Origin of the sequence: Thermobacillus sp. ZCTH02-B1 (assembly GCF_002159085.1) — a bacterium.
Lineage (GTDB): Bacteria > Bacillota > Bacilli > Paenibacillales > Paenibacillaceae > Thermobacillus.
Genome location: NZ_LZRU01000001.1, coordinates 71,302 through 91,157 on the forward strand (window position 1 = coordinate 71,302; position 19,856 = coordinate 91,157).

The window sequence follows — 19,856 nt, forward strand, 5'->3', positions numbered from 1 at the left end:
TAAGCATTTTCATTGCTTCATGTTGAAGTATATCGGGTGCCGCTTCGGAGCGGAATGCAAATTGTTGCAGGCCGGGTTGTCATTTGTTGCGTTTCGGGCGGTCAACGGGACGACAATTGCCTGTGCCGGTACGCTTTGGGCGCCATGCCGTAATACTTCTTGAAAGCACGGCTGAAGTGGCTCTCGTCCAGAAAACCGGTGCGCTCCGCGATGACGCTGTTCTTCCATTCCGTTCCGGCGAGCAATTCGGCGGCTTTCTCCATCCGCACCTTCATCACGTAAGACCAGTAATTGACGCCGAACGTCTTCTTGAACGCCCGGCACAGCTGATATTTGTCAATCCGGAACTGATTCGCGACGGTCTGCAGACTCAGATCCTCGTGATACCGGGTGTCGATGTGCTTCTTGATCCTGTGCACCGTCTCCTGAAGACCGGCCCCTGCTCCGGCGGGTTCCCGCGCGGCCTGGGCACTCTCCTGGATCAGAAGCGGCAGGGCCGCAATGTCCTGGGCAATCGCGCTGATGCCGATCGGCGGCATCGCGCCCGGCGCATCCGGATGATGCGGAAGGGACGCGATAAATTCCTGCAGCGCGCCGCCTGTCAACTCTTCCCTGCCGCCGATCAGGATCGTGTTTCCGTGCCGGCTCTTGCCGGCCATCGCGCATTTGAACCGCGCTTCGGTCTGCTCCTGCAGCCAGCGGGCGTAACGGCCGTCCGCGGAACCGTCCGCGCAGGTCACGACCGCGAACCGTTCAATCCCGAAAAACTCGAATCCTTTGCGAATCGCCGCAAACGATTCTTCCTCCATTTCCCCGATATACGAGATCCGGCTGAGCTCCGCGCCGATCGCCTGGCGCCATGCCGCCGCGGATTCGCGGATGATCTCCCCGAGCGCGTCCCGCAGTTGCGCGGCGTCAACCGGTTTCAGCAAATAGCGGGATACCTGGAGATACAGCGCATCCCTCGCGTACTCGAACTCGTCATAGGCGCTCAGAATGATCGTTTTCGGCGAATGGCCGGATTCCCGAACCCGCTTCAACGATTCGATGCCGTTCAGGTTCGGCATATGGATGTCCAGAATCAGAATATCCGGGCGGAACGAAACGGCCAAGGCCGCCGCTTCCTCGCCGTCATAGGCATGCCGGACATCCGTAAACCCCATCCCTTCCCAGTCCATGACCTTGTCCAGATAGCGATGGAGCGAGATTTGATCGTCCGCGATAAGAAGCTTCATATTACCTCACCATCCCCGATTCCGAAGGCGCTTCAAATTCTGGGCAGTACGACATACACCGCCGTAAATTCCCCGGATTTGCTCCGGATCCGGATGCCGTAATCCGGACCGAACTTCAGACGGATCCGCTGGTTGACGTTGTACAGCCCGATATGTTCCGGCACGCGGTCACGCTCGTCCAGCTGCGCCCGCAATTGCCGGAGTTGCCGTCTGTCCATGCCTTTCCCGTTGTCCCGGATCGTAATCAGGATTCCTTTTTTGACCGGCACGGCGCTGATCCGCAGTCTGGCCGACACGGGATTTTCGCCGAACCCGTGACGCACGGCGTTCTCGACGACGGGCTGGAGAATCAATTTGATCGTCCGGTGCTTCAAAATGCTCTCGTCCGGTATGCGGTACTCGATATCGATCCGGTTGTCGTACTTTTTGTTCAGGATGTACAAGTAGTCCCGGATGTTCTGCATTTCCCGCCCGAGTTCCACCATTTCTTCGGACCGCTTCATCGAATATCGCAGCAGATTGCCGAGCGACAACACCAAATGATTGGATTCCTCCGCGCTGCCGCACACGATCTCGGTCTGCAAGAGCTGCAGCGTATTGAACAGAAAATGTGGATTAATCTGCGATTGCAGCGTTTTGAGCTCAGCGTCCTTGAGCGCCAGTTGCGACTGATAGTTCTGCCTGACGAGCGTTTGGATCCGGAGGACCAGTTCCTTGAACTTCCTACCGATCAGGTTTAGCTCACGGTATTTGTAATCGTTCGAAATGACGTAGACACTGTCTTCCCCGATCTTGTCCAGCGCGGAGAGCAGCATCCCGAACGGCCGCGAAATGCGCACGGTGATGACGATGGAGATCAGCAGATTAAGCAGCAGACAGAGCTGGATAAATCCGAACAGATGCGATTTCAGCGAGTCCGCTTGCTCGCGGATGACGGACATCGGGATCGTCGACACCATCTTCCAGCCCTGAACGCTCGTCGGATGAAACGTCACCAGCGTCTCCCGGCCGTCGATTTTCGTGATGAAACTGCCGGATTCGCCCGCATGGATGCGTTCGATGCCCGCGAAGTCCAGCCTCGTCCCGATCGCGTCGGCATCCTGATGCACGATGACCGTCCGGCGGCTGTCGATCAGGAAGACGTATTGATGATTGTGATTGGCCGTCAGCCGGAACATGCCGCTGATCTTGTTCAGGTCGAGATTGGCGATGACGGCGCCGATCGGCCTGTTGTCGTAACCGTTCACAGGAAGAGCGATGGACAGCGTCGGCTGGCCATGTTTCGAGATATATTTCTCCATGTAATAGTCCTGTTTGTGCAGGCCGAGCGGGATAAAGCCGCGGCTGGGATTGCCCGATATCGCCTGCCTGAACCAATCCTGTTCGGTAAACGGATAATTCCAACGCAGGGTGATTCGACCGTCCAGGTTGTTCACATAGCCGTTCTTGCCCAATATCAGAATGTCGCTGATGAACGATTGCAGCGAAGACACGCTCAGGGCGACCTCCGCGATATTCCGCTCATGCTGGATGCGGTCCTCGACATCCATCTGCCTGGCCGGATTCATCATCGCCTTCACGGAATAATGCCCGGCCAGGATGACGAGCGGACGTGTCGCTTCTTCCAGGTTAAAGTTCAGCCCGCGCGCAGCCTGCTCCATGATCTTGTAGCTGGATTGCGCCATCTCCTCGGTCAAACTCGTCGTGGCGTCACGAATCGACAGCAATCCGAGGAGAAGGAGCAGCAGCATGTTCACGATCAGGTAGGAGAACATCATTGTCCGGATGATCGATTTGCCCTTCAGGTAACGCCTCCATATGCCCATGATTTTCGACATCGTCCCGCCCCTCGCCGAAGGCCGCCATGGGTCGTATCCCCGGAAATTGTTCTATATTATAAAACATAATTCGAACATATTGAAACACTAATCCCGGATTCCATGGAAGCCTGCATATTCCTCATTTTCTCCAGCGCGCCATGCCGCCGTCAAGGGCTTTATGCGAATCTTTCTCCGACTCCGCAACCATGGATCCGGCGAAATACGCGGCCGCGGCATGCAGGGTGAACCGGTCATTCAGACGGAAACGCCGTTATGATGCGGGAGGACCAGGAGACACAGACCTCGCGTTTTTCGCGTTCTTCCGTCATTCGGCCTGTCGGAAAACGATGAAATTTACACTTTTTATTTATATTTTTGTAGAAAAAAATAATATTTCCTGTTAGTAATATTAACTTTTAATAACTTTAAATAGTTTTTTTGTAATTGTATCAAAGTCCAAATTGTATTGACAGATAATTTTTTTTGAACTAATGTGTAAATAATAGACAATCCATAATTTTACATTCAATAAGAGCGGAGGTGCAATTATGAAGTTGAGGTCCATCTTTACGGCGATGCTGGTGCTGGCGCTCGTTGGAACGATGCTCGCCGCCTGCTCCGGCAGTTCCGGCGGCAACAAGGACAACAATGCCGCACGATCGGGCAACACGACGGACGCCAACACCGGAACCGTCAACCAATCCGAAAGTGGATCCGGCGAAGCAGCCAACAAAGAAGCCGGCGGCAAGTCCGCGGGCGAACCGAAGGAATTCCGTTTCACGATCAGCAGCGAACCGCCGAGTCTGGACCCGGCCATCTTCACGGACTCGCAATCTTTCTTGGTGGCCGTCGGACTGTTCGAGGGCCTGTACCGCCTGACTCCCGAAGGTTTCTCCGAGCCCGCGCTGGCCGAATCCTACGAGGTGTCCTCCGACAACAAAACCTACGTCTTCAAGCTGCGCAAGGACGCCAAGTGGAGCAACGGCGATCCGGTGACCGCCCATGATTTCGAATATGCCTGGAAGCGGGCGCTGGCGCCGGAGACCGCGTCGGAATATGCGTACATGCTGTACTACCTGGAAAACGGCCAATCATACAACGCGGGGGAGGCTTCGGCCGACGACGTCGGCGTCAAGGCGCTGGACGATTACACCCTGGAGGTCAGCCTGCAGAACCCGACGCCCTATTTCCTTGACGTCATCAGCCACCACGCCTATTGGCCGGTCAACCCGAAAGCCGTCGACGGCCGACCGGACTGGGCGACCGAGATCGACACGCTCGTCACCAACGGTCCGTTCCGGATGACCGAATGGCAGCACGGCGGCAAGATCGTGCTGACGAAAAATCCGGATTACTATGACGCGGGCAAGATCCACTTCGACAAGGTGACGATCACGATGGTGGAAGAGGCTTCCACCATCCTCAACCTGTTCCGGACGGACCAGATCGACTGGATCGGCGCCCAGGCGGGAACGATTCCGACGGATGAGGTGCAGCAGCTGATCCAGAGCGGCGAGGCGGTCGTGCAGCCGGTCGCGTCCGTGTATTACTATCTGTTCAATACGACGAAGAAGCCGTTCAACAACGTGAAAGTCCGCAAGGCGCTCTCGATGTCCATCGACCGGCAAGCCATCATCGACAACGTGACGAAAGCGAACCAGAAGCCGGCATACGGCCTCGTTCCGCCCGGCATCAAGGGGGCGGACGGCAAGATGTTCCGCGACATGTATCCGGACGACTACTTCCGGGAAAATATCGAAGAAGCCAAAAAACTGCTCGCCGAGGGCCTGCAGGAAGAGGGACTCTCCCAATTCCCCGAGACGACGCTCATTTACAACACCAGCGAGGGACACAAGGCCATCGCGGAAGCGATCGTGGACCAATGGCGCAAGGCATTGGGGATCGAAGTGAAGGTGGCGAACATGGAATGGGGTACGTTCCTCGAGACGAGAAGCGCGCAGCAGTTCGACATCGCGCGCGCCGGCTGGGGCGCGGACTTCAACCATGCGATCAACTTCACGTACGATCTGATTCACTCCACCTCCGGCAACAACGACGGGCGCTACAACAATCCGGAAGTCGACCGGCACCTGGATCAGGCGCTGGCCACCAACAATGACCAGGAAGCCGTCAACCACATCGCGCAGGCGGAGAAAATCGCGATCGCCGACGACATGGCGGTCCTGCCGATCTATTACTACACGACGGTGACGATGGTGAAGCCCGGCTTTGTGGACGTCGTCTCGGATTTCTCGGGCAACCTCTACTGGATCTTCGGCGACAAGCAATAATCGATCGGTTCTCAAGCGAAAGGGTATATATAGCCGCTATATATACCCTTTCCTTTGTTGAATACGGCCAACCGGGCGGTGATGCAATCCGTGGTTCGCTTCATTCTGCAAAAGTTTCTGTTCATGCTCCTGTCGTTGTTCGTGCTGGTGACCGCCACCTTCGTGCTCATGAACGCGGTTCCCGGCAGCCCCCTGCAGCGGGAGAAAGCGCCCAATCCCCAAATTCAAAAAAACCTGGAAGCCTTCTACGGTCTGGACAAACCGCTGATCCAGCAATACGGCATCTATCTCAAGAATCTGCTGCGGTTTGATCTCGGCATTTCCATGAAACAGCGCTACAAATCCGTCAACAAAATCATCTCCGATTCGTTCGGGTATTCGCTGCGGCTCGGCATCGTGTCGGTCATGACGTCGGTCGTCGGAGGTTGCGTGCTGGGCATCATCGCCGCCCTGTATCACCGGAGGTTTCTGGACCATCTGGCGATGGTGCTGGCGGTGATCGGGCTCGCCGTGCCCAGCATGGTGTTGGCGCCGCTGCTACAGTACCTGTTCGCGGTCAAACTCCGCCTGTTCCCCGTGGCGAGGCTGGAGGGACCGCTCGACTACGTGCTTCCGACGATCGCGCTGTCCTCCGTATCGATCGCGTTCATCGCCCGGCTGATCCGCACGACCATGATCGAAGTGCTGCACGCCGATTTCATCCGGACGGCGAAAGCGAAGGGACTTCCCGGGCATTTGATCGTCTGGCGGCATGCCCTCCGCAACTCGATGCTGCCCGTCGTCACGTATCTGGGGTATCTTGTCGCGAACGTCATCACCGGCTCCGTCATCATCGAGGCGATCTTCGCGATTCCCGGCATGGGCAAGTTCTTCGTGCAGAGCGTCATCGACCGCGATTACCCGCTGATCATGGGAATCACGGTCTTTTACGCCGTCCTGCTGATGGTTTGCCGGTTCCTGGCGGACATCGCCTATGCGCTGGTCGATCCGCGCTTGAGACTCCAAGCGGCAAAGGTGGCGGCATAGACCATGAGCAACGAAATCCGAACCGATATCGCCCTGCAGAGGAACGCCGATCTGTTCGCGCCGATCGGCCGCGACCCGCACGGCGGCGAACGCATCGTGAGGAAAAGCATGTCCAACTGGCAGCACGTGCGGCATCGCCTGGTCACCAACAAGCTGGCGATGACCGGGCTCGTGATCATCGTCCTGATCGTGCTGATGGCCATCCTGGCTCCGCTGCTCTCACCCCATGACCACTTTACCACCGACCTCGAAAACACGAACCGGCCGCCGAGCCTGGAGCACTGGTTCGGAACGGACGATCTCGGGCGGGACATGTTCGTGCGGACGTGGAAAGGAGCGCAGGTGTCGCTGTTCGTCGGCGTCGCGGCCGCCCTGATCGACCTCTTGATCGGCGTCGTCTACGGCGGCATCATGGGGTATTACGGCGGCAAGGTGGACGAAGTGATGAACCGGATCGCGGAAATTCTGTACGCGATCCCGTATCTGCTCGTCGTGATCATGCTGCTGGTGGTGATGGAACCGAGCCTGACCACCATCATCGTGGCCATGTCCATCACCGGCTGGATCAATATGGCCTGGATCGTGCGGGGGCAGATCATGCAGCTCAAGACGCAGGAATACGCGCTCGCGTCCCGCGCGCTCGGGGCGGGCTCCATGCGCATCCTGTCCGCCATCTGATCCCGAACGCGATGGGTCCGATCTTCGTGACCCTGACGCTCTCCGTTCCCGGTGCGATCTTCACCGAAGCGTTTCTCAGCTTCCTGGGACTGGGCGTCCAGTCTCCCGTCGCGTCCTGGGGTACGATGCTGAACGACGGCATCGGCGCGATCACGGTTTATCCCTGGAGGGTACTGTTCCCGGCGCTGTTTCTGAGCCTGACGATGTTCGCGTTCAATGTGTTCGGAGACGGGCTGCGGGACGCGTTCGATCCGGTCCTGCGCAGATCGTGAAGGGCAGGTGGTGCGCCGTGACGGATACGTTACTGGAAGTGCGCGATTTGCGCGTGTCGTTTGATGTATACGGCGGCGAAGTCGAGGCGGTGCGGGGCGTCAGCTTCGAGGTGCGCGAGGGGGAAGCGGTCGCGATCGTCGGCGAGTCCGGCTCCGGCAAGAGCGTTACCGCACAGGCGATCATGCGGCTGATTCCGACGCCGCCGGGCCGATTCAAGAGCGGTTCCGTCCTGTTCGAGGGAAGGGATTTGCTCCGGCTCTCCGAGAAAGAGATGCAGCGCGTGCGCGGCAACCGGATCGGCATGATTTTCCAGGATCCGATGTCCGCGCTGAACCCGACGATGCCGATCGGCATGCAGATCATGGAAAGCCTGATCCTGCACCGGCGGATGAAACGGTCCGCGGCGAAGGAGCGGGCCATCGAACTCCTCGAGCTGGTCGGGATTTCCAACCCGGAGGCGCGCATCCGGCAATATCCGCATCAGTTGTCCGGCGGCATGCGGCAGCGGGTGGTCATCGCGATCGCGCTCGCCTGCAATCCGTCGCTCATCATCGCCGACGAGCCGACGACGGCGCTGGACGTGACGATCCAGGCGCAGGTGCTGCAGTTCATGAAGGAACTCCAGCGGACGACGAACACGTCGATCATCCTGATCACGCACGACCTCGGGATCGTGGCCGATCTGTGCGACCGCGTGTTCGTGATGTACGCCGGCCGGATCGTGGAGGCAGGCGACAAACGGGACATTTTCAGGAATCCGCAGCATCCCTATACCAGGGGATTGCTGAAATCGCTGCCGCGGCTCGATCAGCCGAAAAACGAACCGCTCGTCCCGATTTACGGCACGCCGCCCGACATGATGCTGCCGCCGGGCTGCGCCTTCCGCAGCCGGTGCGACAAGGCCATGCGCATCTGCGAGCTGGAGGACCCGGACTGGACCGTCGTCGGCGAAACGCAGCGCGTGCGATGCTGGCTGCAGGCCGCCGGAGCCGGGGTGGCGGCGGTCGCCGGCGGTGAGGAGGAACGCCCGTGAGCGAGCCGTTTGTCGAGGTCCGCGACTTGAGAAAATATTTCCCCGCCGGGAGGCGGCAGGTGCTCAAGGCGGTGGACGGGATCGATTTCACCATCCGGAGGGGCGAGACGCTGGGGCTGGTCGGCGAATCCGGCTGCGGCAAGACGACCGCCGGCCGCACGGTCATCCGCCTGTATGAGCCGACGTCCGGGCGGATTACGATCGGCGGCACGGATATCGCGGGCCTCAAGCGTTCCGCGCTGAAGGCGTTCCGCCGCAGAATGCAGATGATTTTCCAGGATCCGTACGCGTCGCTGAATCCGCGGATGACCGTGTCGGACATCATCGGCGAGGCCCTGGACATTCACGGGCTGGCGGCAAGCCGGGCCGAGCGGGCGCGCAGGGTGGGGGAGCTGCTGGAGCTCGTCAGCCTCGGCGCCGAACACGCTTCGCGGTATCCCCATGAGTTCTCGGGCGGCCAGCGTCAGCGGATCGGGATCGTCCGGGCGCTCGCCGTCGAGCCGGAATTCATCGTCTGCGACGAGCCGATCTCCGCGCTCGACGTGTCCATCCAGGCGCAGATCGTGAACCTGCTGATCGATCTGCAGCGCAAGATGGGCCTGACCTACCTGTTCATCGCCCATGATCTGGCGATGGTCAAATACGTCAGCGACCGCATCGCCGTCATGTATCTGGGCAGGATCGTGGAACTGGCGCGCAGCGAGGATCTGTACGGCGATCCGCAGCATCCCTACACCCGGGCGCTGCTCTCCGCCATTCCGATTCCGGACCCCGACGCCGAAGCGCGGAAAGAACGGATCCTCCTGCAGGGGGAACTGCCCAATCCCGTCCATCCCCCGAGCGGCTGTCCGTTCCGGACGCGCTGTCCGCTCGCGATGGAGCGGTGCGCGCGGGAAGCGCCCGCGTTCCGCGAAGTGCGGCCGGGGCATTGGGCCGCGTGCCATCTGCACGACTGAATCAAGCCCCTTCCCGGCGAACGACGGATTCGCGAACCGGCAACCGAACAACGGCGGCAAACAGAAGACGCTGGCTGGGTACGGAGAACACGTACCCCAAGCCAGCGTCCCGCTTTCCATAAATCATGATGGTGCCCAAATCATGATTGTGCCGCGCGTCGCGGTCGCCGCCGCTTCATGCATATTCTCCCTTGATCACGAAGAACGAACCGCGGATCGTGCCGGCCAGCTTCGAGCGCTGCCGGGCGAACTTGAACCGGCTCAGCTCCTCCGGCACCTCCATCCCCTCGGACAGCTTGAACCCGACGGCCCGCTTCTTCGGATCGTCGAGCGTGTACATCACGTTGACCGACAGCCCGTTTTCGTAGAACACGTAGGTCCACCGGATGTTCTCCACCTGGAACTGCGACGTCTCGAGGGGTCTGGCCGCGATCTCGATGCCGCGCTCCTCCTTCAGGATCCGGTTCACGTAGTCCAGCACGTCCCCGCTCTCCTCCGCAGGCACGACCGTGAACCGATGCTTGTACTTGTTCCAGAAATACCGCGCCTCGTTCGCGCGCAGCCCGGCCAGCGCCTCCTTGACGGGCGACGACTCCAGCCCGGCCGCGGACACCTGATCGAAATCCACGACATGCGCCATATCCATTCTCCTTCCGCCGCGATTCCGGCATCCCGTCCAGCCCGTCGCATTTCCGGAAACCGGGCCGCGGCGGAACGAACGGACACCAAATGTTGGAAGTTTATTATAGAACATTCCCGGGCGGCCGTCAACGGAAGGCCAGCCGGAGGAAATCGTACAATCCGCGCATCCACACCCCGAAATCGTGGCCGCCGCCGGGGACCGTCACCGTGCGCAGCTCGCCGAGCTTGTCACCGGCGGCCTCCCGGAGTCCTTCGATCGCCCGCAGATGCACCGGCCAGGAGATCGCGTCCCCGTCGCCGCAGGCCATGTACAGCAGGTCCAGCCGGTGCGCCGCGGCGAACAGGCTTTCGCCCAGCACGCGGCCCTCTCCCGATGTCGGCGCGCACGAGAAGGCGCCGGCGTAGGCGAACAGATCGGTCATGCCCGGCGCGCGCACCGTCACGTCCAAACCGTTCTCCCGATGATGCCGGTTCTCCGTGTACTTCACCGAATCGCACCGGTAACCGCCGACCACCAGATTCAGCACCTGCATGCCGCCCATGGACAGGCCGGCGATCGCCCGGTGCCTCCGGCTCGCCGAGACGCCCGCCGCCGACGTGTCGGCAAAGTCCGCGTACGTGCGGAAGTTCGATTCGATGAACGGCACGAGATCATGCCGCAGCTCATAGTCGAAATAATAGAACCCGAGCAGGTTCGTTCCCTCGAAGTTGAACGAGCGGTCGGCAAAGTCCCGGGCGCTGCGGCCGTTCGGAAACACGGCGATCAGCGGCTCGATCTCGCCCGATGCGATCAGATGATCGAGCAGATTGAGCACGACCGGACGCCCGTCCGACTCGCCGCCGCCCCGCAGCCATTCCCATTCGTCGCCGCCCACGCCGTGCAGCAGGTACAGCACATTGTATCGCATTTTGGGATTGCGGTCGTAACCGGCGGGAAGATAGACGTTGCATTTCTTCTCGATCGCCTCTCCCCGCACCGTCTCCCTTCCCGCTTCCGCCGCGTCGATCCGCCGGAGCGCCACGAGCTGCCGCCGTTCGTTGATGTAGTGGCGCACCGGATAGGCCGCCTCGACCAGCGTGCCCTGCCGCTCCTTCGCCGCCGGCTTCAGGACGACCTCGGGAAGCCCTCCGGTCATGGCAGCCGTCATCTTCCTTCCCTCCTTCCTGATGGAAAAAGACACCCGCCGCCCGGAGCCATCCGCCCGCTCCGTCGGCCGCGCGCCGTGCGCCGGATCCCGCGCCGACGCTTCCGTATTGACCCGCCCCGATCCGTTCCGGTACGCTGATATCAACCAGCATGACGTTCTCCGGGAGGGGAGCCGGATGATCCGCGTCTATTACGCGCATTGCGACATGGCGCACGACGGCCGCCATTTCGTCACCGACGTGCCCGAAGGCAACCAATGGCTTCTGGTCTTCACGAAGACGCCGGCCCGGTTCTGGGTCGAAGGCGAGCTCCAGGAATATCCGCCCTTCAGCGCCGTTCTCTTCCGCCCCGGACAAAAGGTGTATTACCGGGCCGCCGGAGACCTGTTCGTGAACAACTGGATCCGCTTCGACACGGACGAGCCCTTCGTGACGGAAACCCCGATCCCGTGCGGCGTGCCGTTCCCCCTGGAGGATCCCGATTATTGCCACAGGCTGTTCGAACTCATCGCCATCGAGCACCACTTCGACCGGCCCTGCAAGGAATCGTCCATCCGTTGCCTGTTTCAGACGCTGTTCAACAAACTCCTGGAATCCTGCCTCCATACCGGCGTCACGCCGCAGCACTACAACCTGCTCCGGCTGCGCGTCGCGATCCAGAACCATCCGGACGACCGGTGGACGATCGCCCGGATGGCGGATCTCCTCAAGGTCAGCCCGGGCTATCTGCAGACGATTTACAAGAAGACGTTCGGGATCTCCTGCATGGACGACGTCATCCGGAACCGGATCCGGCTGGCGAAGGAATACCTGTCGTACAGCTCCCTGAACGTCGCGGAAATCGCTTACCGGTGCGGCTACCGCAACGTGGAGCACTTCAGCCGGCAGTTCAAGCAATTGACCGGGATGACGCCGCGGGAATACCGGAAGCGGAGAGACGGTCAGCCGGAACCCGCGTCCCGGATCGGGAACGCGTGATCCCGGTTGCGCCTCATCCGCTCCTCCGGGGGAAGCTTCTCGGCGTCCGCGATCTCCCAGACGCCGAACGCGTCGTGCAGCCTGAGGATCGGCTCGGCCTGGACGAACGTGCACCAGGGCAGCCAGTGATAATGGCTCTGCAGCGTCTGGCTCGCAAAGTTGCCGCTCTCGTGGCCGATGCCGGGCATCGCGTAGCCGATGCTGCCGTCGACGTCGGTGGACTGCCGCGTGTTCTTGTGGAGGAATTCGGCCACATCCCGATAATGCGCGTCGCCGGTCAGGAGATACAGCCGGTAGTAGGTGTACGAGCACGCGGCCATGTAGACGTCGGCGCCGCCGCCGATCGTGATGATGCTCTGGCCGCTGATGGAATGGCGGTTGAACGGATGCTTCGGCCAGGGCGTGCGGACCGGGAACGACCAGGCATAGACCCACGTCTCGGTATAGTCGGCGGCGCCGGCCGCCGCCTCGAGCCACCGCTTTTCGCCGGTCAGGTCGTACAGCGCGAGAAACCCGAACAGCGCGTAGATTCCGGCCTCCTTGTCCATGATGTCGAGATTGTCGCAGGTGCCGCCCCGGTATTCCAGGTTCCGGTAATTGTGCTCGTAAGCCCACTCGCCGGCCCGAAGCGCCGCGGTCCTGTACTTCTCCTCTCCCGTCACGAGATGGAACCGCACCAGAAAGCGGATGACGCTCGGCGTGTTCGCCTTCGAGTCCATGCGCACCGATCCGTCGGTGTTGTACGCGCGGTAGAAGCTGCCGTCCCCGTTCTGCGCCGCCGTGAGCCAATCGGCCGCCTTCCGGCAAAATGCCAGCCAGTCCCGCCGCTCCTCGCCCCGCTCCAGCAGGTAGAGGAAGGCGTCCAGAATCGCCTCGATCCCGTCGGCCAGCATCCGCACATAGTGCGGATACGGCTCGAATCCCCGGATATTCGGGTTGTAGCACATGTGCGGCAGGCCGGATTCGGTCATCGCGGTCCGCGTCCAGAAATCGAGGATGCCGATCCCCTTTTTCCGGATTTCCGGGTCGTTCACCATGTCGCCGTAGCGCAGCAGCAGATAGCCGATTCCCGGCTGCTGTCCGACGAATCCGAACTGGAACGACACCGTCGAAATGTCCATGTGCGGAAGCTGGGCGGCGAAGGGCAGGCCGTAGGCGTCCCCGTATTTCCGGGTATACCGGGCCAGCACCTTCATGCAGTTGTGAAAGTGGCGCTCGTTGTCCACCTCGAACAGCCGGTCGCGCAGCCGCTCGTACACGACCCGCCAATTGTCCCGCATCATCCGATAAAAGTCATCGTAGCGGCCGAACCGGACGCCCACGGCGTAGCGCTGCTCGAATCCTTCCTCCACCGGATGGTTGACCCGCCGGAACGATTTCACCCTTCCGCGGTAATCCAGTCCGAGGAACCGGTTCTGCGAAGGCAGCTCCCCGTCGCAGCCGGGGTACACATAATCGATCGACAGGCCGTCCACCTTCGTCTCAAGCGGCTTGCGCACGGCAAACCCGTAATACATGTAGTTCAACGTCCGGCTTTCCGGCCGGCTCATGCCGATCGCGCCGGTCGTGCACTTCGGATCCGTGTGGTTCTCCGCGCGGAGGATGTCCGTGGACGGCATCGTCACGTCGGCCGCCCAGCGGGACAGCGCCGCCGTCTCTCCCGACCGGATGTGCATCATGGCGAACAGCGGCAGCGCATAGCACGTCTCCATCCGCCAGAAATATTCGCAGCTCAAGTCCTTGCCGATGGCGGTGTCGGGCGCGAACTCGTTCTGCTTGTACCAGACGCCCGGCGCGAAGCACCAGTAATCCCGGGGATCTTCCGACGCCGCCATCGTGAACGAGATTTTGGTGGAGAACCCCAGATCGTCCGCCGCCCGCACCACTTTCACGTGCCGGCTCACCTTGAATCCGGTGCCGGCCGTCTCGTAGGTATCCGTGAACGCGAACGCCGACCCGGTGGGCACGGCAAGAAGGCCGCGGGCGATGATCCGTCCGTCCCCGGCCGCGACCTCGTCATACGGCCGATCGTAGAACTCGTTGACCGCGAAGGCGGTTTTCACCGTCACGAACATCGGCCGCCGGTTGAAATAGAGCAGCTTGCCGTCCCGACGGACCTCGATGCCGCCGTTCATGAACGCCAGGACATACCCGCCGTTTTCGAGCCGCACGACGCGTCCCTCCGGTTGCGCCGGTCAAGCCCGGCGCTTGAAATATTGATCCACGAGGAAACGAACCAGCTCGCCCGGCTGCTCCCGGACGAATTCGGACTGGTCCCCGAACACCATCGCGTACGGCGCCTCCTCCGTGTAGGGCTCCCATCGCGGCAGCGCCTCGCCCGTGGAATCGGTGCCGTTCGGATCCCCGGAACAGATGAAATTCGCCAGGTAGTTGCACATCTGGCGCGCGAGATCGTAATGCTTGCCGACGAACGGCCGCCAGCACTTCGCCAGCGTCTCGAAGAAGAACCAGAGATCGACCGAATGGAACGCCCCGGGATTGTCCCAGCCCGGAATCTCCGCGTCGAACACGTAATAGTACAGCGGCGCGCGCTTTCCGCCCGCGGCGCTTGCCCGCGAAGCGACGCGGATCGCGTATTCGATCGTGCTGACCGCCGCGTTCTTCAGCGTCTGCTCCAGATCGCCCGCATCCGCCCGGCACAGCTCAAGGAATCGGTCCGCGTCCGGGCCGAACAGGTCCGCGGCCAGACTCCGGAGCTCTTCCATCGAGCCGGCCTTCGGCGAACTCTTGAATTCGTCGCTCGTGTTCCCCCACAGAATCGGCACGTCCGGACATTCGTTCCGGATCAGCCGTTCGAACGGGTGGCCGACGCAGAACTTGCCGTCGATGACGGCGCCCCAGAACCGGTTGTACTCCACCATTTTGTCGCGGATATAGACCGCATCGAGCCTGCGGGCTTCCGCCAGCGAGGAAACGCCGAGATATTCGAAGAACTTGACGCCTTCCCGTTCGGCCTCCTCGAGCGATTGCGTGACGCGCGGTCCCCATTCGCCCGGATAGACCGGCGCGTAGACGCCGCTCATGATGACCGCCCGCCGGAACAGGCCGTCACTCTGCGGCGAGGCGAGCTGGGCGAGGACGCTCCCGCCGCCCGCGGACTGGCCGCCGATCGTGATGTTGTCCGGATCGCCGCCGAACGCCGCGATGTTGCGCTTCACCCATTTCAGGGCGAACTGCTGGTCGAGGTGACCGAAATTCGCGGGAGCATCCGGCGCTTCCGCGGTAATCTCCGGATGGCAAAGGAAGCCGAACACGTTCAGCCGGTAGTTGATCGTGACGACGACGATGCCCCTGCGGGCAATCCGCTCGCCGTCGAATTCCATCTCCGACGCGTGACCGACCTGCAGCCCGCCTCCGAAAAACCAGACGAACACCGGCAGACGCTCGTCCGCGCTCTCCGCCGGCGTCCAGATGTTCAGGTACAGGCAGTCCTCGCTCATCGCGATGTCCGGATCGACGTGCCATTCCCGCGTGTAGATGTTGTTGTCGTCGAGCGGCTGCCGGACCTGCAGCGGGATCGGCGAGAATTCGTATGCCTTCAGCACGCCGTCCCAGTTCCTCGCGGGCTGCGGCGCGCGCCAGCGGTTCTCGCCCACGGGCGGCGCGGCATACGGAATGCCCTTGAAACTCGTGATGCGGGGATCCGCGGCGGGAAGCCCCTGAACAAGTCCGTTCTCCGTGCGGGCGGTTCTCAGTGCGACCATATGTTTCTTCTCTCCTCTCCCAAGCGTCCGTCACGCCTTGATGGCCCCGATCAGCATGCCCTTGACGAAGTGCCGCTGAAGCAGCGGGAACACGCACATGATCGGGAGCATCGAGACGATGACGGCGGCCATTTTCATGCCTTCCGTGAATTGTTTGTCCGTCTGGATATTCGATATGTTGAGCTGCTGGCTGATCTGGGAATCGATGACGATCGACCGGAGCGCCAGCTGCAGCACGACAAGATTGCCCTTGCGGATGAAAATCATCGCGTTGAACCACTCGTTCCACCGGTCCACCGCGTAGAACAGCGTCATCGTCGCCATGATCGGCATGGACAGCGGCAGGATGATCCGGAACAGGATCGTCCATTCGCCCGCGCCGTCCAGCTTCGCCGATTCCGCCAGGGCGATCGGCAGGTTCGAGAAATAATTCATCATGATGATCAGGTAGAAGGCGTTGATGCCGTACGCCAGCACGACCGACCAGAGCGAGTTGATCAGATGCAGTTGCTTCATCAGCAGGTACATCGGGATGATGCCGCCGTTGAACATCATCGTGACGACGACGAAGAAGATGAAGAACCGCTTGAACGGATAGTCGGGCCGGCTCAGCCCGTACGCCATGCTGGTCGTCAGGAACATGTTGATCGGCACGCCGATGGCGAGCAGGATTGCGGTCGTGCGATAGCCCGTCCAGATCCGTCCGTCTTCGAACATCGCCTTGTAGTTCTCCAGCGTGATCTCCTTCGGGAAGAGCAGGATCGACGTTTTCAGATACTCCTGCTGGGTCACGAACGAGATCGCGAGGACGTTGAGGAACGGGATGATGATGAGCAATGCCAAGACGGCCAGGATGACGATCAGGACGATGTCGAGCAGCTCGATGCGGCCCTGGATCGAACGTTTGCGCCGGGCGGTCCGCCGGGCCGGTTCGGGATTCATGATGACCTCCGCCATGTTCACGCTCCTCCCGCTCGCAATATCGCCCGGCCTTTACGGGCGGTTCTGCGGATCGGCGGGAACAGCCCCTCCGAACCGAGCATCTTGCAAATGCGGTCGGCCAAAAGCAGCAGCACGAAGTTGATGACCGACCGGAACAGGCTGACGGCGGTCGAGAACGAGAAATCCGCCGCGGACTGGAAGGTGATCCGGTAAATGTAGATGTCGAGAATTTCGCCCGCCTTCGCGGTCGCAGCGTTGCTGATGTTGAAGATTTGGTCGAAACCGGCGGTCATGATGTTGCCCGCCGCCAGAATCAGCATGACGACGACCGTGTTCATGATGCCGGGCAGCGTGATGTACCACATCGTCTGCAGCCGCGTCGCGCCGTCAAGCTGCGCCGATTCGTACTGCTCCGTGTCGATGCTCGTGATGGCCGCCAGATAGATGATCATCGTCCATCCGGCGTTCTTCCAGATGTCCGTCAAATAAAGCAGCGGACGGAACAGGGTCGTGTTCCCGAGGAAGTTGATCGGTTCTCCGCCGAGCAGCCGGATGACGCCGTTCACGAGGCCCTGCATGTCCAGGAAGTTGATCAGCACGCTGGCCACGATGATCCAGGACAGGAAGTACGGAAACGTGAAGATCGTCTGCACCGTCTTCTTGTACCATTGCAACCTGAGTTCGTTGAGCAGGAGCGCCAGCAGGATTGGAACCGGGAACGTGAACACGATCCGGCCCAGGTTGATCCACAGCGTCCGCCAGACCGATTCCATGAAGGCGGGATCCCGGAAGACGTACTCGAATTTCTCCAGCCCGACCCACGGGCTTCCGAAGATCCCGAGATTGGCCTTGTACGTCTTGAACGCCAGCGTAAGCCCGTACATCGGAATGTAGGCGAAGATCACGAACCAGATGACCCCGGGCAGAATCAGCATGTACGTTTCCTTCGACCGGATGATGCGGCGAATCAAAGCGTTGTTGTCCATGGAAAACCCCTCAATGGCAAGCGTCCGGGCAAATCGGCCGCGATTTGCCCGGAACCGCCAGGTTTTCGGAAACCCGATTTTCGATCAATTGCCGAACTTCGCGTTGAGTTCGTCAAGGACGGGCTGGATGATCGGCATCTTCGATTCGACCCATTTTCTCCAGTTCTCCTCGATGTCGCCCGGCTGCGTGATGAGGTTCGCGTATTCGGTGTAGTAGTCGATCTCCGCCCTTCTCTTGCTCGGCGAATCGTAGGTGTAATAATCCCAGTCGATATGGGCGAACGTCTCCGGCGTCGCGATCTCCGTCCGTTCGCGATACACCTTTTTCGACAGCTCCCGCAGCCGCTCGTCGGTGTTGGGGTTGTCGAAGGCGAAATCGTCGAACAGGATGATGCTTCCGAGGAGATACCCCCAGGACGGATATTTGCCGTTGGTGCCGGCCAGCGGACGTCCTTCCTTCTCCTCGTCGAAAAGCGAGACGACGTTGCCGTTCTCGTCGTACGTCCAGTCGACGTCCTTCAGGCCCATGTTCGTGATGATGTAGCCTTCGCGCGTCGCGTTGTAGTCGAGAATGTCCATGTAGCGCTCGAACACTTCGTCCTTGATGTTCGGGCTGAAGATGATCGTGCCCCAGTAGTTGATCAGGTCAACCTGATGGTAGTAGCCGTCCTCGCCGAGCACCGTCGCCAGGATGATGTTCTCGTACGGGTCGAGGCCGAGGTTGTTTTTGAAATCGTTGTAGTAGGTTTGCAGGTTCGACGTCGGCGCCTGGAAGAACGTCGCGCCCGCGATGCCCTGCACGTTGAAATAGGCGCCGTGTTCTTCGTTCTTGACCGTGTAGAAGTCCGGCGCGAGCAGTCCGGAGCGGTAAGCTTCCGAGAAGAGCTTGAGGCCCCGCAGCGTGTCTTCGGACGCGCCGCCCCACTTGTACTTGCCGTCCTTGTCCTTGTAGAAGGTGTTCCAGTACGTGCTGTTCCGCGCGACGAAGAGCTCGACGGCGTGGTTCGTGTTCTCGGCGATCGGGATCAGCTTGTCGCCGACGCCGCCGGGGTCCTTCTCTTTGACGAGCCGCGCGAATTCCATGATCTCCGACGTCTTGTAGGCCGATTTGATCGGGAATCCGACCGCCTCCGCCCAGTCTTTCCGGATGAAGATGGACGGGTGGTTCGGGAGCGGATCGCCGGGCAAGTTGTCCATGAATCGCGCGCGCGGGAGGAAATACGTGCCGCCGAACACCTTTTCCATCTGCGGCCCGAGCGTCGTCCGCTCATAGACGGCCGCCACGTTCGGCCAGCGCTCCTTCCAGTCGTCGGGCAGCCGCTTGATCAGCCCCTGCTCGACGAAGGCCGCCGCGTCCGCGTGAATGTAGTTGTACACCGCGACGTCCGGCATGTCGCCCGAGTTGATCCAGATGCGGAGCCGCTCGTTCCAGTTGTCCCAGTTCAGCGCCGCGACGTCCATTTCATAGTTGAACTTCGAGGAATAATATTGGGCCAGCGGGTCGCCGTTCGTGTAATCGTACCCGTCGATGGCCTGAACCGACGTGTAGGTGAACTTCACCTTCTTCGAGAGGTCGCTCTGCGGCTTCCATCCGTCCGGGCCTTCCTCCGATGACGAGCCGCCGGTCTGCTCCGAAGAAGACGAGGATGAAGACGGCGTTTGCGACGACGAGCCGGACGGTTCGTTGTCCGACTTCTTCGCGCAGGCCGCGACGGAGAGCAGCACGAGCAGCACGGCGAGCGCGAAGCGGATCGGTTTTGCCAGTCTCGACATGCGTTCGAACACCCCTTTGTCCCAATGAATGTATTTTTACAACGGCCGATCGGAAGGATCGGTCCGTCATAAACGGAACCCGGGTTCAACGCCTGCCGCAATCGGTGGTGCGTCGCGAAAAAATAAACCTATCCTCATCCTGGTTTGATACTATCAAACTTGGTTTGACAGCGTTTACAATCTATTTTTTGTTGTCAGTATACGATCCCGGACCGGGCGGTACAATGACCTATCCTCATGCCTTTTTGATCAATTCGCAGATCACGGACGCCATCCGGCGCCCGGATTCCGGGGGCGGCCGCATGCCGTCCGCCCTTTCTGATTTTTCGCGTATATCCCGTAATTGGTTCCG

Annotated in this window: 14 protein-coding genes and 1 pseudogene; 6 read left to right on the forward strand and 9 right to left on the reverse strand. The window is 60.7% G+C overall.

What is annotated here, in order from left to right; translation table 11 throughout:
* Positions 1-101 precede the first annotated feature (101 nt).
* Together A9Z00_RS00335 and A9Z00_RS00340 are read right to left on the reverse strand one after the other, a co-directional pair.
* Positions 102-1,235 carry a response regulator gene (locus A9Z00_RS00335; RefSeq protein ID WP_296973145.1) on the reverse strand — a complete coding sequence of 378 codons (1,134 nt, stop codon included), beginning with the start codon at positions 1,233-1,235 and terminating at the stop codon, positions 102-104.
* A gap of 32 nt (positions 1,236-1,267) precedes the next feature.
* Positions 1,268-3,073 carry a sensor histidine kinase gene (locus A9Z00_RS00340; RefSeq protein WP_296973148.1) on the reverse strand — a complete coding sequence of 602 codons (1,806 nt, stop codon included), beginning with the start codon at positions 3,071-3,073 and terminating at the stop codon, positions 1,268-1,270.
* 530 nt (positions 3,074-3,603) lie between these two features.
* On the opposite strand from A9Z00_RS00340, the gene A9Z00_RS00345 reads away from it, so the two are divergent.
* The 5 genes and pseudogenes from A9Z00_RS00345 (at position 3,604) to A9Z00_RS00365 (ending at position 9,312) form a co-directional block, all read left to right on the forward strand.
* Complete coding sequence (locus A9Z00_RS00345; RefSeq protein WP_296973151.1) at positions 3,604-5,346, forward strand: peptide ABC transporter substrate-binding protein; 1,743 nt, start codon at positions 3,604-3,606, stop codon at positions 5,344-5,346.
* Positions 5,347-5,436: 90 nt separating this feature from the next.
* Positions 5,437-6,372 (forward strand): ABC transporter permease, encoded by a 936-nt coding sequence (locus A9Z00_RS00350; protein WP_296973153.1) that lies wholly within the window; start codon positions 5,437-5,439, stop codon positions 6,370-6,372.
* Positions 6,373-6,375: 3 nt separating this feature from the next.
* A pseudogene (locus A9Z00_RS00355) lies at positions 6,376-7,322 on the forward strand (ABC transporter permease).
* Between the two features lie 17 nt (positions 7,323-7,339).
* Positions 7,340-8,356, forward strand: a complete 1,017-nt coding sequence (locus A9Z00_RS00360; RefSeq protein WP_296973156.1) for an ABC transporter ATP-binding protein — start codon at positions 7,340-7,342, stop codon at positions 8,354-8,356.
* Positions 8,353-9,312, forward strand: coding sequence for an ABC transporter ATP-binding protein (locus A9Z00_RS00365; RefSeq protein WP_296973158.1), 960 nt, complete (start codon positions 8,353-8,355; stop codon positions 9,310-9,312). Before A9Z00_RS00360 ends, A9Z00_RS00365 begins: the two co-directional genes overlap by 4 nt.
* Before the next feature lie 175 nt (positions 9,313-9,487).
* Here the strand turns inward: A9Z00_RS00365 and A9Z00_RS00370 are convergent, their stop codons facing one another.
* Together A9Z00_RS00370 and A9Z00_RS00375 are read right to left on the reverse strand one after the other, a co-directional pair.
* Positions 9,488-9,952: an SRPBCC family protein gene (locus A9Z00_RS00370; RefSeq protein ID WP_296973160.1), complete on the reverse strand. Its 465-nt coding sequence runs from the start codon at positions 9,950-9,952 to the stop codon at positions 9,488-9,490.
* Between the two features lie 127 nt (positions 9,953-10,079).
* Positions 10,080-11,102 carry an alpha/beta hydrolase gene (locus A9Z00_RS00375; protein WP_296973163.1) on the reverse strand — a complete coding sequence of 341 codons (1,023 nt, stop codon included), beginning with the start codon at positions 11,100-11,102 and terminating at the stop codon, positions 10,080-10,082.
* A 175-nt stretch (positions 11,103-11,277) separates the two neighbouring features.
* On the opposite strand from A9Z00_RS00375, the gene A9Z00_RS00380 reads away from it, so the two are divergent.
* Positions 11,278-12,078 (forward strand): helix-turn-helix transcriptional regulator, encoded by an 801-nt coding sequence (locus tag A9Z00_RS00380; RefSeq protein ID WP_296973165.1) that lies wholly within the window; start codon positions 11,278-11,280, stop codon positions 12,076-12,078.
* Here A9Z00_RS00380 and A9Z00_RS00385 read toward each other — a convergent pair.
* The 5 genes from A9Z00_RS00385 to A9Z00_RS00405 form a co-directional block, all read right to left on the reverse strand.
* A complete protein-coding gene (locus A9Z00_RS00385) occupies positions 12,042-14,249 on the reverse strand; it encodes a glycoside hydrolase family protein (RefSeq protein WP_296973167.1) in 2,208 nt (735 codons plus the stop codon). The genes A9Z00_RS00380 and A9Z00_RS00385 overlap by 37 nt on opposite strands.
* A gap of 24 nt (positions 14,250-14,273) precedes the next feature.
* Positions 14,274-15,803 (reverse strand): carboxylesterase/lipase family protein, encoded by a 1,530-nt coding sequence (locus tag A9Z00_RS00390; protein ID WP_296973170.1) that lies wholly within the window; start codon positions 15,801-15,803, stop codon positions 14,274-14,276.
* Between the two features lie 30 nt (positions 15,804-15,833).
* Entirely contained in the window at positions 15,834-16,760 is a 927-nt protein-coding gene (locus A9Z00_RS00395; RefSeq protein WP_296973175.1) for a carbohydrate ABC transporter permease, read from the reverse strand.
* A gap of 2 nt (positions 16,761-16,762) precedes the next feature.
* The gene (locus A9Z00_RS00400; RefSeq protein ID WP_296973178.1) at positions 16,763-17,731 is read right to left on the reverse strand and encodes an ABC transporter permease; all 969 of its coding nucleotides are present in this window, start codon (positions 17,729-17,731) and stop codon (positions 16,763-16,765) included.
* An 84-nt stretch (positions 17,732-17,815) separates the two neighbouring features.
* Positions 17,816-19,504 carry a type 2 periplasmic-binding domain-containing protein gene (locus A9Z00_RS00405; protein ID WP_296973182.1) on the reverse strand — a complete coding sequence of 563 codons (1,689 nt, stop codon included), beginning with the start codon at positions 19,502-19,504 and terminating at the stop codon, positions 17,816-17,818.
* Between the last annotated feature and the right edge of the window lie 352 nt (positions 19,505-19,856).

Bases quoted from the DNA above. Each gene is read 5' to 3' on its own strand.
- A9Z00_RS00400 (WP_296973178.1), bottom strand. From the start codon at position 17,731: ATGGACAACAACGCTTTGATTCGCCGCATCATCCGGTCGAAGGAAACG.
- A9Z00_RS00345 (WP_296973151.1), top strand. From the start codon at position 3,604: ATGAAGTTGAGGTCCATCTTTACGGCGATGCTGGTGCTGGCGCTCGTT.
- A9Z00_RS00390 (WP_296973170.1), bottom strand. From the start codon at position 15,803: ATGGTCGCACTGAGAACCGCCCGCACGGAGAACGGACTTGTTCAGGGG.
- A9Z00_RS00340 (WP_296973148.1), bottom strand. From the start codon at position 3,073: ATGTCGAAAATCATGGGCATATGGAGGCGTTACCTGAAGGGCAAATCG.
- A9Z00_RS00380 (WP_296973165.1), top strand. From the start codon at position 11,278: ATGATCCGCGTCTATTACGCGCATTGCGACATGGCGCACGACGGCCGC.
- A9Z00_RS00375 (WP_296973163.1), bottom strand. From the start codon at position 11,102: ATGACGGCTGCCATGACCGGAGGGCTTCCCGAGGTCGTCCTGAAGCCG.
- A9Z00_RS00405 (WP_296973182.1), bottom strand. From the start codon at position 19,504: ATGTCGAGACTGGCAAAACCGATCCGCTTCGCGCTCGCCGTGCTGCTC.
- A9Z00_RS00335 (WP_296973145.1), bottom strand. From the start codon at position 1,235: ATGAAGCTTCTTATCGCGGACGATCAAATCTCGCTCCATCGCTATCTG.
- A9Z00_RS00395 (WP_296973175.1), bottom strand. From the start codon at position 16,760: ATGGCGGAGGTCATCATGAATCCCGAACCGGCCCGGCGGACCGCCCGG.
- A9Z00_RS00370 (WP_296973160.1), bottom strand. From the start codon at position 9,952: ATGGCGCATGTCGTGGATTTCGATCAGGTGTCCGCGGCCGGGCTGGAG.